Origin of the sequence: uncultured Roseobacter sp. (assembly GCF_947501835.1) — a bacterium.
GTDB lineage: Bacteria > Pseudomonadota > Alphaproteobacteria > Rhodobacterales > Rhodobacteraceae > Roseobacter.
Window position 1 is genome coordinate 287,318 of sequence record NZ_CANMXR010000006.1, and the last position, 15,488, is coordinate 302,805.

Consider the following 15,488-nt stretch of genomic DNA (forward strand, 5'->3'; position numbering starts at 1 on the left):
CTCAATAGCCGCTGGTGCGGTCTACCAAATGCAGGAATGGCGCCCCGATTTCACCCCGCCGGATATTTTCCGCGATCACCTGAGAGGCGGTATGAGGCCGCGTATCCGCCGCAACATGCGGCGTCACGGTCACACCGGGATGGGCCCAGAACGGGTGATCTGCGGGCAGCGGTTCCGTGCGGAAAACGTCCAGCGTTGCCTGCGCGATCTGTCCGTCGTTCAACGCATCAATCAGCGCCTGATCGTCAATGAGCGGCCCGCGTCCGGGGTTGATGACAAAGGCCCCTTTGGGCAGGTGCGCGATGGCCGCGGCATCAAGGATGTTTTCCGTGGCGGGCGTGTCAGGCAGCAGCAGGATCAGGATTTCGGCCTTTGATAGCGCCAATTCCAGCCCGTCCTCGCCATGATGCATCGCGACGCCGGGAATGGATTTTTCGCGCCTGCTCCACCCACGCACCTTGAAACCAAGCGTCAGCAATACCTCGGCCACAGCGCTGCCAAGCGCGCCCATGCCCAGAATGCAGACCGTTCTTTGCGCGGCGAGCGGTGGTGTACGCGGTGCCCATGCGTGATCGGGATTGACGATGTAGCGGTCCAGCCCGAGGTGGTAGCGCATCACATGGCCCACAACCCATTCCGTCATGGATTTGGTCATGCCAGGATCAACCATACGTGCCAGCGGGATCTTCAGAGTTGGGTTGTTGACGACGGCTTCGACCCCGGCCCAGAGGTTCAATACGGCCTTGGCCCGCGTGTAGGGTGCGAAATCCTGCAGCGGTGAATTTGGGGCATAGACGATGTAATCAACATCCTCGGGCCGGAAATCGGTGGCCAATTGAACATCCAGATCCAGCGCGGCAAAGGCGTCGGTTAAGGGCGCGCGGTATGTTTCCCACCTGTCGACATGGGCCGCGAACAAGACGTTAATCGGCATCTAGGCTACCTCAACCGGTGAACATGGGCGCTTTGCATCAGGCCAAAGGCCAGCATCAGCACCAGCATCGCAGAGCCGCCATAGCTGACCAGCGGCAGCGGGACGCCCACAACCGGGGCCATGCCCATGACCATGGACATATTGACGGCAAAGAACAAAAAGAAGTTCAGCGCGATGCCGAGGGTGAGCAGCGAGGAGAAACGATCCTTGTTCATCAGAGCAGACCAGACGCAGAAAATGATGATTAGCGCATAGAGCCCCAGCAACCAGACGCCGCCCAGAAAACCGAACTCTTCGGCGAGCGTGGTAAAGATGAAATCGGTGTGTTTTTCAGGCAAGAAATTCAAACGGCTTTGTGTGCCCTGCATGAAACCACGCCCGGTCCAGCCGCCCGAGCCCAACGCGATTTTGGATTGTGTGATGTGATAGCCCGCGCCCAGCGGGTCGGAACTGTGGTCCAGAAAGGTGTCGATGCGGCGGAACTGGTAATCCTTGATCAATTGCCATGGCGTGCCGCGCGACTGAAAGACCGTCGCGATCAGCCCGATGACACTGGCCAGGACAGCCGCGAAATAGGCCCAATGCACGCCGGCCAGGAACATCAAACCACCACCCGCGGCCAACAGCAGGATGGACGTGCCAAGATCCGGCTGTCGCAAGACCAGGAATGTGGGGATGATGATGATCAAAACCGGCAGGATGACCCAAAATGGATGGGATGTCTTTTTGACGGGCAACCAATCATAATAGGCCGCCAGAAACATCACCAGCGTGATTTTCATCAATTCGGACGGTTGCAGGCGCATGAACCCCAGATCGATCCACCGCTGCGCGCCCATACCAACGGTGCCGAAAAGCTCGACCGCCACCAGCAGGGCCACTGTGCCGAGATAGGCGATGCCCGCAAGCGACCGCCAGAACCAGATTGGCACCATGGCGACACCGATCATCAGCACAAACCCCATCACGAAACGCTTCATCTGCGGTTCGGCCCACGGGCTGAAAGATCCGCCCGCAACGGAGTAGAGCATCAGGAAACCAGCGCCCGAAATTGACGCCAGCAAAATCGCCACGGGCCAGTTCAGATAGAGTATCTTGCGCAACCCGGTTGGTGCGGTTTTGACGGCATACTCAAGATAGCTCATGCCTGATCCTGCCCCGAAAAGACGGCCTGCGGCTGGATCTGGCGCAGTTTTTCCTGTTGTGCTTCAATGCGTTCGCGATCTTTGGCGGGATAGGCTTCGAGTGGCGGTGGCCCGCCGGCCAACGCCTGAAGCGTGATGTCACGCGCGATGGGGGCTGCCGCTTTTGACCCGCCGCCGCCGTGTTCCACAACTACCGCGACCGCATATTTAGGGGTCTCCACCGGTGCGAAATTCACGAAAAGCGCGTGGTCGCGGCGTTCCCATGGCAAGTCCTCGTTGCGGATCACACCCGCACGGCGTTCTGCTGCGGTGATGTTGCGCACTTGGCTGGTGCCGGTCTTGCCCGCCATGCGCATTGTGTCGTCAATGATGCGCGACCCGTAGGCTGTGCCCCGCCGGTCATTGACCACCGCATTCATCGCGCGCCGCATCTTGCGCAGGTTGTTTTCGTTCATCCCGAGGCTTTCGCCACCGCGTTCGGGGGTTTCGACGCCGTCAACGGATTTGATCAGCCGCGGTTCGACTGACCGACCCGTGGCCAGTCGCGCGCTCATCACGGCCAATTGCAGCGGCGAGGCCAGCATGAAGCCCTGTCCGATCGAGACATTGACCGTGTCGCCGACGCGCCAGCTTTGTCCATAGGTCGAGGATTTCCACTCCATCGTCGGGGCCAGACCCTGCGCCACCGCAGACATGGGCACATCGTGCTTGATGCCCAGCCCAAACCGTTTCGCCATGGCGGAAATCTTTTCGATCCCGATTTTGACCGCAAGATCATAGTAATAGACGTCGCAGGACCGCTTCAGCGAGGTTTGCAAGTCAACCCACCCGTGGCCTGCGCGTTTCCAACAGTGGAACCTGCGGCCAGATACCGTGAGGTGCCCCGGGCAGTACACGGTTTCATCCGGGCCGATCAGCCCGGCCTCAAGGGCCGCCATCGCCGTCATCATCTTGAAGGTAGATCCGGGCGGGTAGAGGCCTTGCACCGTTTTGCTGGCCAGGGGGCGGTATTTATTACCGGTCAGCGTGTTGTAATCCTTGACGGAAATGCCGCGCACAAAAAGGTTGGGATCAAACGTCGGCGCCGAGGCGCAGGCGACCACATCGCCGTTGTCGCAGTCGATCACCACGGCGCTGGCGCTCTCTTCGCTCAGCCGTGCCTGCACATACCCCTGCAGATTGGCATCGATGGTCAGCTGCAAGTCCGATCCGGGCGTGCCTTCGCGGCGGTCGAGCTCGCGCATGACGCGCCCCGCTGCGTTGACCTCGACGCGTTTCGCACCTGCCTTTCCACGCAGCAAAGGTTCCAGCTTGGTCTCGACCCCCACTTTTCCGATCTGGAAACGCGGAATGCGCAGCACCGGTTCGGGGTCTTCGATCTTCTCCAGGTCATAGTCGGATACCGGGCCAACATACCCTAAGACATGCGCAAAATCAGAGCCTTGCGGGTAAACACGGCTCAACCCGACCTCAGGCGTGACGCCGGGCAGGGCGGGTGCATTGACCGAAACGCGGCTGATGTCGTCCCAGCTGACATCCTCCGCAATGGTGACCGGCAGGAAAGATGGGGAGCGTTTCAGCTCCAGCTTGGTGCGTTCGAGTGTCTCTGCGTCCAAGGGGACAATGGTGGAGAGCTTTTCCAGAACGGCATCGGTATCGCCAGCGTCCTCCCGCACGATAACGATGCGGTAAGAGGGGGCGTTCTGGGCCAGCCGCACGCCGTTGCGGTCGAACACCTCCCCACGCGAGGGCGGGATCAGACGGACGTTGATGCGGTTTTCTTCGGCCAGCAGGCGGAATTGATCGGCCTGATCTACCTGCAAAAAGCGCATGCGCGCCGCCAAGCCACCAATAAACAGCAATTGCGCGCCACCCAAGAGGGCCGCGCGCCGCGAAATGCGACGGTGGCTGTAATCTGTTTCTGCGCGGGTCTTTTTCATTTCCAGCCTCCGGCAGGGGTATCAGGATGGGTCACGCGCGCCCTCCCGATGCATCAAGGTCACCCGGTGTCGTTTTGCGCACCCCCATCAGGCCATGGGTGATTGCGACAACCAGCGGGTAAAACAACATTGTCATCACCGTCTCGAAGACCGTCAAGCCAAAGGGTGGCAATTCCACCAGAGTGATGATCAAACCCGCGCGATAGCCGACCGTTATGCCTGCGATCAGGATGCAAACGCTCAGCCATTCGCTGGCAAACCCGGTGTCGCGCAGCCCGCGGGCGCGCCCTTTCAGGCTTTCGCAGGCCAAAAGGGCCAGAACGGCCCAGAGCCCGGGGGGGCGTTGCAACAACAGGTCCGCCAGCAGAAACATGAGGGCAAGCAAGACGGATGGCACATATTCCGGGCGCCGCAGTGACCAGGCGAAGGCGAAGGCCAGCAGCAGATCCGGCCCCACCCATCTACGGGGGGTGGTCTCCAGCGGCAGCAGGTGGAAAAACAGAATGATACAGACCAGCATGGCAAAGCCCAACCGCATGGTCCACAAACGTGTCAGGGGCAACCCGGTCACTGGCTCACCTCGTCCTGCGCGATTTGAGGTTGTGGCGGGAGTTGTGGCCCGATGATCCGCGCTGTGTCAGAAACGGGGTCGGTGCCGTGATGGCGCAAGACGCGGAGGAATTCGAGGCGTTGATAGTCTGCTGCGAGCCTGACGCGCAATTTCCCGCTGGGGTCTGCTGCCACCTGGCCGATGAGCAACCCAGCCGGAAAGACGCCGCCGTCCCCGGAGCTGATAACCCGGTGCCCCGGGCGCACCACATCGCTGTCTTCCAGAAACTCAATCGGGGGCGCTGCGGAGTTGTCACCCGAGACGATGACACGCTGGCCTGAGGGTTGGATCACCGCCGGAATGCGGCTGGAGGCGTCGGTGAGCAGGATCACCCGGGCGGTGTTCTGACCCACGCCGGAAATGCGGCCCACGACCCCGATCCCGTCCATAGTCGCCCAGCCGTCAACAATGCCATCGCGGGCGCCGACGTTCAGCAGGACGGACTGGCGGAAGGGCGAGCCGCTATCGGCCAGGACCACGCCGGTGATATAGGTCAGGCGCGGGTCGAGCCGGACATTGTTGAGATCCAGCAGCCGAGCGTTTTCCTGTTCCAGCTGCAGCGCTGCCTCTTTCCACGCTTGCATCCGGCGCAGCTCTGACCGCAATTCGCTGTTTTGCTCGGCAAGCCTCTGATAACTCTGGAAATCCTTCAGCAGATTGATGGTGCCGGTCACCGGGGCCATTGCCCAATCGAGGCCTGGCACAAAGCGATCGGTTACCTGCGCCCGAAACCGCTCCACCCGGGGGCTGTCAATGCGCCAGACCAGAAATATACCGAGCAGACACAGCACCAGAACACCCAGCAGCAACCGGCGGACGGGGCCGGTATAGTCGCTGCTGTTAGATCGGTCCTTTGCCATTCTGGCTGTCTCCTGCCCTCGAACAGGCAGGGCAAACCTGCCGCTGATGAGGGTGCTATCCCGTGCCGCGTTCAGCTATCGTAATCAATGGCGTGCCGTAGTTGTTTTTCAAACTCAAGCGCTTTGCCCGTTCCCAGAGCCACACAATTGAGCGACTCGTCCGCAATCGATACCGCAAGACCCGTCTGTTCGCGCAGCGCCAGATCCAGATCGCCTAGCAGTGCGCCGCCGCCCGTGAGCATCACACCGCGGTCCACGATATCAGCGGCCAGATCGGGCGGCGTTGTTTCCAGTGCGGTCATCACCGCTTCGCAGATTTGTTGCACCGGTTCGGCCAGCGCTTCGGCAATTTGCGCCTGCGTGACTTCGATCTCTTTCGGCACACCGTTCAGCAAGTCACGTCCCCGGATTTGCATCGAGGTGCCGCGCCCGTCGTCGGGCATCCGTGCCGTGCCGATGGATGTTTTCACGCGTTCAGCGGTGGTTTCGCCGACCAGAAGGTTCTGCTGACGGCGCAGGTAGCTGATGATGGCTTCGTCCATCCGGTCCCCGCCGACGCGCACGGAGCGCGCGTAGACGATGTCGCCGAGGCTCAGCACCGCCACCTCGGTCGTACCACCGCCGATGTCGACCACCATGTTGCCCGTGGGATCGGTGATCGGCATGCCCGCGCCAATGGCCGCCGCGATGGGTTCGGCGATCAGGCCCGCGCGGCGCGCCCCGGCGCTGAGCACCGATTGCCGGATCGCACGTTTCTCAACCGGGGTGGCGCCGTGCGGCACACAGACGATGATCTTGGGCTTGGAGAAGGTCGAGCGCTTGTGCACTTTGCGGATGAAGTGCTTGATCATCTCTTCGGCGGTGTCGAAATCGGCGATCACACCTTCGCGCATGGGCCGAATGGCTTCGATGCTGCCGGGCGTACGCCCCAACATCAGCTTGGCGTCTTCGCCCACCGCCAGCACCTTTTTCACGCCGTCCTTGACATGATAGGCGACCACAGAAGGTTCCGACAGGATCACCCCGCGGCCTTTTACATAGACCAGCGTATTGGCCGTTCCGAGGTCGATGGCCATGTCCGATGAAAACAGCCCACGAATTTTATCAAACATTGCGATTAACCTTGCCCGAATTTCTCTTGGCCCGCGCTTTTCCAAGGCAGGCTTTCCTGTCTTATAGGCTTAGGCGCTAAAGGGTGAAAGGGGCGTTAACGTTGATCGTGGCGACATGTTGCTTTTTCGAATCTTTTATGATTCCGGTCTGATCGTCACATCTCTCATAAACCTGAAGCGATGCAGTCAATGCGGTTCAGTGACAACCGTCCCGATTGCATCGCAAAACGTGGATTACCTCCAATGATAAGACGAAAAATGACTCTGCTCGCTGTTTTGGCTGGGTTGACTGCTTGCGCGCCTGTTGACGCTCCGCCAAAGGCGCCCGCGTCGACGCCTCCCGGACCTGATGCGCGACCTACCCTGCCAGCCGAATTGCCTGCCGCAAGGGTCACAAACCTGCCGTCCTATACTTATATGTCGCGGAAATTCCGAAATACTGGCGTTCCCAAGAGTGAACGGGATGCGGCGAACCTGGCTCCGGAAGTGGGGGATAAGACATTCAAGCCAGCGGAGATGAAAATCATTCAGATTGATGACTACCGCATCGGCCTTAAACACGTGCGGTCCGACATATACGACTTCATTGTTGTTCAGCATCGCGGTGCAGATACCTTTGGTGCCGGGAACCGCGGCAATCCATGGCACTATGTCGCGCCGCCCTATGTTGAAGCGGCGACTGATTGCGACATATCTGATTCCTATTTCAGGCGCGGCGGCGGTCTGCCCGCTTCAAGAATCTTTGTTCTGGATTGCTAGAGTTTCCTTGAGCCCGTCCGACGGACCGTTAGGGCAATGCCCAGCGGTCCGTCGTCTAAATGAGCCTCAGCTTACGTCTTTATAGCTGATCTCGCGTTTGTCCTTGCCGCCCTTTTCGCGACGGACGAGCAGCCGATTGAGCGCGTGGATATAGGCCAGCGCTGAGGCGACAACGGTATCGGTATTGGCCGACTGGCCGGTCACGATGCGCCCGTCTTCTTCCATGCGTACGGATACTGTCGCCTGCGCGTCAGTTCCTTCAGTGACGGCGTGCACCTGGTAAAGCTGCAGGCGCGCGGTATGCGGCACCAGAGCCTTGATGGCATTGAACGACGCATCGACGGGGCCATCGCCGGTTTGCGTGGTCGAATGCGCGTCGCCGTCGATCTCCATCACCAGATCGGCCTGTTGCGGCCCGTCCGTGCCACAGATTACCTTCAGCGACTTGAGCTTCAACCGGTCGTTTTCCGGATCTGAGGAGGTGCGCATCAGCGCGATCAGGTCATCGTCGTAGATTTCCTTCTTGCGGTCCGCCAACTCCTTAAACCGCACAAACACGTCCTTGAGCTGGTTGTCGCCCAATTCAAATCCGAGGTCTTCAAGCTTTGACCGCAACGCGGCGCGCCCCGAATGTTTGCCCATCACCAGATTGGTCTCAGACAGCCCCACGTCCTCGGGGCGCATGATCTCAAAGGTCTCGGCGTTCTTCAGCATGCCGTCCTGATGGATGCCGGATTCATGGGCAAAGGCGTTCTTGCCGACAATCGCCTTGTTGAACTGCACCGGGAACCCGGAGACGGTCGCCACGCGGCGGGAGATGTTCATGATCTTGGTGCTGTCGATGCCGGTCTGATAGGGCATGATGTCGTTGCGCACCTTCATCGCCATTACGACCTCTTCAAGCGCTGTGTTGCCCGCGCGTTCCCCCAGGCCATTGATCGTGCACTCAATCTGGCGCGCCCCCGCTTCGACGGCGGCGAGGCTGTTGGCCGTGGCCATGCCAAGATCGTTGTGGCAATGCGTGGCGAATGTGATCTCATCCGCGCCCGGCACACGCCGCAGCAACATGGCGATCAGTTCCGCGGATTCGCGCGGCGCCGTATAGCCGACCGTATCAGGGATATTGATTGTCGTGGCGCCGGCCTTGATGGCAATTTCGACCACGCGGCAAAGGTAATCCTCTTCCGTACGTGTCGCATCCATCGGCGACCACTGCACATTGTCGCAGAGATTGCGCGCATGGGTCACCGTTTCATGAATGCGATCCGCCATCTGATCCATATCGAGGTTGGGAATGGCGCGGTGCAGGGGCGAGGTGCCGATGAACGTATGAATACGGGGACGGCGCGCGTGTTTCACCGCTTCCCAACACCGATCGATATCACCGAATTGCGCGCGGGCAAGCCCGCAGATCACCGACGTCTGTGCCATCTTGGCGATCTCGGAGACAGCGGCGAAATCGCCTTCGGAGGCAATGGGGAAACCGGCTTCGATGATGTCGACGCCCATCTCGTCCAGGAGCCCGGCGATTTCGAGCTTTTCGGCATGGGTCATGGTCGCACCCGGGGATTGTTCGCCATCGCGCAACGTGGTGTCAAAAATCAGGACGCGGTCCTGTTTGGATTTATCTGTCATGTCTGGTTCTTTCGATTTTCTGCTGTTTTTCCCTGGCGCGCTGCACATCCCTCTGAGCGGGCGCGCCGAAGGGCACGCTCAGAGGCGGGTTAGCAGCAGCAGAGCGGCGGCAGGGCGCAAAAAGGCGCGCGGGCAGGATGCGATATGTAAAATCGGTGCCATGCGCCCGTTTATACCGCCCCTTGCGTAAATGGGAAGGTGGTTTTTTTGGCATTTGCAATCCGCGGCACTCCGCTCGGACTTGAAGCAGGGCCGCCCTCTTCTAAGTCGCTCAGGATGAATAGAGTTTTGATTATCGGGGCCTCCGGTGGCATTGGCAGTGCGGTGGCAGCTACCTGCCGCCTGCGCGGTGATGAGGTGGTGGCATTATCGCGCTCGGAAGATGGGTTCGACATCACGGATGAGCCGTCGGTTTCCGCGCATCTTGAGGCGGTTCAGGGGGTATTCGACCTTGTGCTGGTTGCGACCGGTGCCCTTGAAATTGGGGGTGCGGCCCCCGAGAAATCCATTAAGTCAGTCACTCCAAAGGCGATGATGGATCAGTTCGCGCTCAATGCGCTGGGGCCTGCATTGGTGCTGCGCCATGCGGCGGCTTTGTTGCCGCGCGACAGGCCTGCCGTGATGGCCGTGCTGTCGGCGCGGGTGGGGTCTATCGGGGACAATCGGATCGGTGGTTGGGTCAGCTACCGCAGCGCCAAGGCGGCGGTGAACCAGATCGTCCATACCACCGCCATTGAGCTGACACGCACGCATAAACACTCGATTTGCGTGGCCCTGCATCCGGGCACGGTCGCCACGCCTTTCACCGAGAAATATCTGGGACGGCACCCTTCCGTGCCTGCTAAGGACGCGGCCGAAAACCTGCTGAAGGTTGTTGGCGGCCTCTCCCCCGATCAGACCGGTGGGTTCTACGATTGGGCTGGCAAAGAGGTGCCGTGGTGAGCCGTCTGGTGCTGGTGTTGGGTGACCAGTTGAGCATAGGGTTGAGCGCGCTACGTCAGGCGGACCGGGGCAGCGACATTGTGGTCATGGCTGAGGTCGCGGAAGAGACCGCATATGTGAAGCATCACCCCAAGAAGATTGCCCTGATTTTCGCTGCGATGCGCAAGTTCGCCGCGCGGCTGCGCGAGGACGGTTGGGACGTCCGCTATGCGCAGTTGGACGACACGCAGAATGCAGGCTCCATCGTTGGCGAATTGCTGCGGCGGGCCGAGGAGACCGGCGCATCGGAAGTGCTGGTCACGGAACCCGGCGAGTGGCGGTTGATCGATAAGCTCAAACACGCACCGATCAAGACCCATATCCTCCCGGATGACCGGTTCATTGCCTCACATCAGGAGTTTGAGGACTGGGCGCAGGGACGCAAGCAGCTGCGGATGGAGTATTTCTATCGCGAGATGCGGCGCAAGACGGGGCTTTTGATGGAGGGAAGTGACCCCGCCTGCAGCAAGTGGAATTTCGATCATGACAACCGCAAACCCGCGCCGGACGATGTCGATTTCAACGGGCCGATGCAGTTCACGCCGGATGAGACGGTGGAGGAGGTGCTGGCGCTGGTCGAGGCGCGGTTTGACGGGCATTTTGGCCAGCTGCGACCCTTCTGGTTTGCGACGACAGAAGGCGAAGCGCGCCGGGCGCTGGCGCATTTTATTGCCAACGCCTTGCCGAAATTCGGTGATTATCAGGATGCGATGCTGGCGGAGAACCGGTTCCTCTATCACGCGGTAATCTCGGCCTATATCAACATCGGTCTGCTGGACCCGCTGGAGGTCTGTGAGAAGGTCGCAGCGGCCTACGATGCAGGCGATGTGCCGATCAATGCCGCCGAAGGGTTCATCCGGCAGATCATCGGGTGGCGTGAATATATGCGCGGCATCTATTTCCTGGAAGGGCCCGACTATCCGGCGCGCAATGAATTGGGGCACGACCGCGATCTGCCGGATCTGTTCTGGGGGGCGGAGACGCAGATGCGATGCCTGTCGAAAGCGGTGGTGCAGACACGCGATGAAGCCTACGCACACCACATCCAGCGCCTGATGGTCACCGGGAATTTTGCCCTGCTGGCCGGTATTGATCCGGGGCAGGTGCATGAATGGTATCTGGCGGTTTATATGGACGCGTTTGAGTGGGTGGAAGCGCCCAATACCGTTGGCATGAGCCAGTTTGCCGATGGTGGGATCATCGCGTCGAAACCCTATGTGAGCAGCGGCGCCTACATCAACCGGATGTCGGACTACTGCAAAGGCTGCGCCTATAGCGTATCGAAGAAAACGGGGGAGGGCGCGTGCCCGTTCAACCTGCTCTACTGGCACTTTCTGGATCGTCACCGGGACCGTTTCAAGAGCAATGCGCGCATGGGTAACATGTACCGCACCTGGGACCGGATGGACGCGGATCGGCGCAAGACTGTGCTCGCGGAGGCGGAAGGTTTTCTGAAACGCCTGGAGGCGGGCGAAACCGTCTGAACGGTGGGCGAGAAGTTCCCGGCGCTCAGGGTGTCACCAGTGTCGATACGCCCGTCTGCGAAACCAGGTGCGTTGCTTGTCAGGTCCAGTGTGGTCGTGGCGGCCCGTGCGGTTGGGCGCATGGCCCCTGTTCGATTATTGCAAGAGCAGCGTAAAATGCAGGTTGAAAAGGGTTGCGCCGAGGATCGTCAGGTTCAGCGCCGCCTTGAGGCGGGGCGAACTGAGGATCCAGGAGGCGGGATTCAGAAAGAGGTAGAGGGCATGGAAGGCTGCGGCAGCCGCAGCGAAAATCGCCAGGACGCCGGCGGCAAAGGCCAGAATGGTTGAGAAAAGCCGCACCGCCGCGACAAAAACCGCGTGGAGGAAGCCACTGTTGTCGACGAAGGCCATTTTGGCAAAGGGCCAGATCAGCCCGAACACCCAAGCCGCGCCCCAGGCCATGACGGCGTAGAGCAGGCAGGCGAAGATACTGAAACCGATTTTAGACGACAGGGCCACGGTTTGAGGCGTCTTGGCGGCATCGGAGGCGCCGTCCGCCATTTCTCTGTCCAATATGTTGAAGAAACTGGACTGGCGCAGGGCGGCGGCGGTTGCGTTGATCCGTTCGAAGCCCGCGATTTCAAAGACGAGACCGATAACGGCAAAGACCTGAACGAAGGTGCCCATTCGGTTCCACCACCAGAGCGGTGTCCCCCAGAGCAGCGCGTTTGGGTCGATCGGTCCGTGCGACCATGCCGCCCAGAGCCCGCTGAGCGTGTCCACCTGACTAGCCGCCGTCGGTCAGCGCACCGTTTTCCCAGTCGCCCGTGGCTTCTTCGCCGGTGGCATAGCGCATGGTGCCGGTGCCCTGGCGTTTGCCCGCCTTGAACGTCCCCTCGTAGACGTCGCCATTGGCATAGGTGGCGATGCCCTGGCCCTCGATCTCGCCGTTTTGCCACGCACCCTCATAGACGAAACCGCTGGGCATGGTGATCTTGCCGATGCCGTGGCGCTGCCCGTTCTCAAAAGACCCGACATAGATCGTGCCATCGGGGTAGGTCGCCGTGCCCTCGCCCTGGCGCTGACCGTCGACCCAGTTGCCGTCGTATTTGTACCCATCCGCGTAGGTCATGATGCCCTGACCATGGTTGCGGGCGTTGCGAAATTCACCCTCATAGACCACGCCATTGGTATAGGTCGCCTTGCCGACCCCATCGATCACGCCGGTTTTCCACGCCCCTTCATAGGTCGAGCCATCCGGGTAGGTGATCAGACCTTCGCCATCGGCCAGCCCATCGGAAAACGCACCGACATAGACCGAGCCATCGGGATAGATCACGCGGCCCTGTCCCTCGATCTCGCCCGCGACCCAGGAGCCAGTGTAGGTGTATCCGTCCTGTGCCGTAAAGGTACCCTGACCTTCGCGCAGGTCATTGGTAAACTCGCCCTCATAGGTGTCACCATTGGCGTATATAACCTTGCCGACGCCTTCGCGCCGGCCACTGGACAGCTGGCCTTCGTAAACATCGCCATTGGCCTGCGTCAGCTTGCCGGTGCCGTCGATCTGCCCGTCCCGCCAAAGCCCTACATAGATCAGCCCGTCCGGCATCGTCAGCGTGCCCTCACCCGCGCGTTTGCCTGCACGGATTGCCCCTTCATAGACCGCGCCATCAGGATAGGTGATGGTCCCGATGCCCTCTTTGACACCATCTACCCAGTCGCCTTTGTATTCATAGCCGCCGGGGCTCTGCATCGTGCCCTTGCCATGATGCTTGGCATTGCGGAACTGACCTTCGTAACGCACACCATTGGCATAAAGCGCGATGCCCGATCCCATGATCGCACCCGACTGCCATTCACCCTCGTAGGTACCACCGTCAGCAAAAGTGATCTTGCCGAACCCGTCCGGTTTGCCCTTGGCAAAAATCCCCTCGTAGACCGATCCGTTGGGAAAGCGCGCGATGCCTTCGCCCTTGATCTCACCATCCATCCACTGGCCGGTGTATTCATATCCATTCGGCAGCTTGTAGGTGCCGGTGCCGTGCTGGACCCCGCCGCGGAACGTACCTTCGTACACACCACCATCGTCATATTGTTTGGTGAGCACCTGCCCGTCCTGTGCCAGAAGTGGTGCAGGAAGGAAGGCAAGGCAAAAGATCAGGCGTCGAATGAACATGAGTACCCTTGGGTTTGTCTTTGCGAATAAACACATGGCCGAACCCCCGAACGGCCCTTTCCGGAACTTAGGCAAAGGGCGCTCCGGGGGCAACGCTCTTTTGTCGCAATAGGTGGGGATGGGCTTTCCACCAACGCCCAATCTGCTACATCACAGCTATTCAGGCAAAAGGGCCGGGCACATGTCGGATCGTTTTCGTATCACTTTGGGGCAGTTGAACCCGACGGTTGGGGACCTGAAAGGCAACGCGGTTCTGGCGCGCGAAGCCTGGGAAGCAGGGCGCGACGCAGGGGCGCAGCTGGTGGCGCTGCCGGAGATGTTCATCACCGGTTATAACGCGCAGGATCTGGTGATGCGGCGCGCGTTTCAGCTGGATGCCGCACGGGTGATCGAAGAACTGGCGGCAGAATGTGCCGACGGCCCCGCCCTGGCAATTGGCGCGCCCTGGGTGGAGGGCACGAAGCTTTACAACGGCTATCTGATCCTCAAGGGCGGCAAGATCTCAAGCCAGGTGCTGAAACATCATTTGCCGAATGAGACGGTTTTCGACGAGGTGCGTATCTTTGATGCGGGTCCATTGGGCGGCCCTTATTCCGTGGGCAATTCGCGCGTGGGATCGCCGATCTGCGAGGATGCCTGGCATGAGGACGTTGCGGAGACGCTGGCCGAAACGGGCGCGGAATTCCTTTTGGTTCCAAATGGTTCGCCCTATTACAGGGGCAAGTTCGAGACCCGGTTGAACCACATGGTTGCGCGAGTCGTCGAGACGGGTTTGCCGGTCATTTACCTCAATATGGTGGGGGGGCAGGATGATCAGGTGTTTGACGGTGCCTCATTTGCGCTCAACCCCGGCGGGGTGTTGGCGGTGCAGCTCCCAGTGCTGGAAGAAACGCTTTCGCACATCGATCTGGAACGCACAGGCGAAGGCTGGCGCGTGGTTGCCGGAGAAAAAGCGGCACATCCCGACGCCTGGGAGCAGGACTACCGCGTGATGGTGACATCGCTGCGGGATTATTGCCGCAAGACCGGGTTCGGCAAGGTGTTGCTGGGGTTGTCAGGTGGGGTGGATTCTGCGCTTGTGGCGGCCATCGCGGTGGACGCATTGGGCGCGGATAACGTGCGCTGCGTGATGCTGCCTTCTGAATATACTTCCAAAACCTCGCTTGAGGATGCCGAGGCCGTGGCAAAGGCACTGGGCTGCCGGTACGATTATGTTCCGATCTCGGAAGGGCGTGCAGCCATCACCCAAACGTTGGCCCCGCTTTTCGAGGGGCTTGAGCCGGATTTGGCCGAGGAAAACATCCAATCGCGCCTGCGCGGGCTGTTGTTGATGGCGCTGTCGAACAAATTTGGCGAAATGCTGCTGACGACCGGCAATAAATCCGAGGTCGCGGTGGGCTATGCCACCATCTACGGCGATATGGCAGGCGGCTATAACCCGATCAAGGACCTCTATAAGACGCGTGTGTTCGAGACCTGTCGCTGGCGCAATGCCAACCATCGCGACTGGATGATGGGGCCTGCGGGTGAGGTGATCCCGCCGCGGGTCATCGAAAAACCGCCCTCTGCGGAATTGCGTGCCGATCAAAAAGACAGCGACAGCCTGCCTGATTACCCCGATCTGGATGCCATGCTGGAGATTCTGGTGGATCAGGCCGGGTCGATCGAAGATTGCGTGGCCGCGGGCTTCGACCGGGATGTCGCCAAGAAGGTCGAGCATCTGATCTATATCTCCGAATACAAACGCTTCCAATCCGCGCCGGGTGCTCGGCTGACCAAAGGGGCGTTCTGGCTGGATCGGCGGTACCCGATTGTGAACCGCTGGCGTGATCCATCCTGACGCACCAGGCGCCCTCGATGCTTACGCGGATGT

At 60.3% G+C, this 15,488-nt stretch carries 13 protein-coding genes; 4 read left to right on the forward strand and 9 right to left on the reverse strand.

Annotated features, from left to right (window positions below; translation table 11 throughout):
• Window position 1 precedes the first annotated feature (1 nt).
• From Q1A20_RS14625 to Q1A20_RS14650, 6 genes are all read right to left on the reverse strand, one after another.
• Window positions 2-934, reverse strand: coding sequence for a glyoxylate/hydroxypyruvate reductase A (locus tag Q1A20_RS14625; RefSeq protein ID WP_299402153.1), 933 nt, complete (start codon window positions 932-934; stop codon window positions 2-4).
• A gap of 5 nt (window positions 935-939) precedes the next feature.
• Window positions 940-2,079 carry a rod shape-determining protein RodA gene (gene rodA, locus Q1A20_RS14630; RefSeq protein ID WP_299917286.1) on the reverse strand — a complete coding sequence of 380 codons (1,140 nt, stop codon included), beginning with the start codon at window positions 2,077-2,079 and terminating at the stop codon, window positions 940-942.
• Window positions 2,076-4,019, reverse strand: coding sequence for a penicillin-binding protein 2 (gene mrdA, locus Q1A20_RS14635; RefSeq protein ID WP_299402155.1), 1,944 nt, complete (start codon window positions 4,017-4,019; stop codon window positions 2,076-2,078). The genes rodA and mrdA overlap by 4 nt, the downstream gene beginning before the upstream one ends.
• Before the next feature lie 31 nt (window positions 4,020-4,050).
• The gene (locus tag Q1A20_RS14640; RefSeq protein WP_298969586.1) at window positions 4,051-4,557 is read right to left on the reverse strand and encodes a rod shape-determining protein MreD; all 507 of its coding nucleotides are present in this window, start codon (window positions 4,555-4,557) and stop codon (window positions 4,051-4,053) included.
• Between the two features lie 29 nt (window positions 4,558-4,586).
• Window positions 4,587-5,489, reverse strand: coding sequence for a rod shape-determining protein MreC (gene mreC / locus Q1A20_RS14645; protein ID WP_298969487.1), 903 nt, complete (start codon window positions 5,487-5,489; stop codon window positions 4,587-4,589).
• 71 nt (window positions 5,490-5,560) lie between these two features.
• Window positions 5,561-6,607 carry a rod shape-determining protein gene (locus tag Q1A20_RS14650; protein ID WP_298969587.1) on the reverse strand — a complete coding sequence of 349 codons (1,047 nt, stop codon included), beginning with the start codon at window positions 6,605-6,607 and terminating at the stop codon, window positions 5,561-5,563.
• A 252-nt stretch (window positions 6,608-6,859) separates the two neighbouring features.
• On the opposite strand from Q1A20_RS14650, the gene Q1A20_RS14655 reads away from it, so the two are divergent.
• The gene (locus Q1A20_RS14655) at window positions 6,860-7,360 is read left to right on the forward strand and encodes a hypothetical protein (RefSeq protein WP_299917288.1); all 501 of its coding nucleotides are present in this window, start codon (window positions 6,860-6,862) and stop codon (window positions 7,358-7,360) included.
• A gap of 66 nt (window positions 7,361-7,426) precedes the next feature.
• Here Q1A20_RS14655 and Q1A20_RS14660 read toward each other — a convergent pair whose 3' ends face one another.
• A complete protein-coding gene (locus Q1A20_RS14660) occupies window positions 7,427-8,995 on the reverse strand; it encodes a 2-isopropylmalate synthase (protein ID WP_299917290.1) in 1,569 nt (522 codons plus the stop codon).
• Between the two features lie 276 nt (window positions 8,996-9,271).
• Between Q1A20_RS14660 and Q1A20_RS14665 the strand changes: the two genes are divergently transcribed.
• Together Q1A20_RS14665 and Q1A20_RS14670 are read left to right on the forward strand one after the other, a co-directional pair.
• Complete coding sequence (locus Q1A20_RS14665) at window positions 9,272-9,937, forward strand: SDR family NAD(P)-dependent oxidoreductase (protein WP_299917293.1); 666 nt, start codon at window positions 9,272-9,274, stop codon at window positions 9,935-9,937.
• Window positions 9,934-11,460, forward strand: coding sequence for a cryptochrome/photolyase family protein (locus tag Q1A20_RS14670; RefSeq protein WP_299917295.1), 1,527 nt, complete (start codon window positions 9,934-9,936; stop codon window positions 11,458-11,460). Before Q1A20_RS14665 ends, Q1A20_RS14670 begins: the two co-directional genes overlap by 4 nt.
• Window positions 11,461-11,595: 135 nt before the next feature.
• On the opposite strand, the gene Q1A20_RS14675 is transcribed toward Q1A20_RS14670, so the two are convergent.
• Both Q1A20_RS14675 and Q1A20_RS14680 read right to left on the reverse strand, forming a co-directional pair.
• Entirely contained in the window at window positions 11,596-12,222 is a 627-nt protein-coding gene (locus tag Q1A20_RS14675) for a hypothetical protein (RefSeq protein ID WP_299402165.1), read from the reverse strand.
• A gap of 4 nt (window positions 12,223-12,226) precedes the next feature.
• Window positions 12,227-13,615 (reverse strand): 2-isopropylmalate synthase, encoded by a 1,389-nt coding sequence (locus Q1A20_RS14680; RefSeq protein ID WP_299402167.1) that lies wholly within the window; start codon window positions 13,613-13,615, stop codon window positions 12,227-12,229.
• Between the two features lie 181 nt (window positions 13,616-13,796).
• Between Q1A20_RS14680 and Q1A20_RS14685 the strand changes: the two genes are divergently transcribed.
• The gene (locus Q1A20_RS14685) at window positions 13,797-15,455 is read left to right on the forward strand and encodes an NAD+ synthase (RefSeq protein ID WP_299917297.1); all 1,659 of its coding nucleotides are present in this window, start codon (window positions 13,797-13,799) and stop codon (window positions 15,453-15,455) included.
• The last annotated feature ends 33 nt before the right edge of the window (window positions 15,456-15,488 follow it).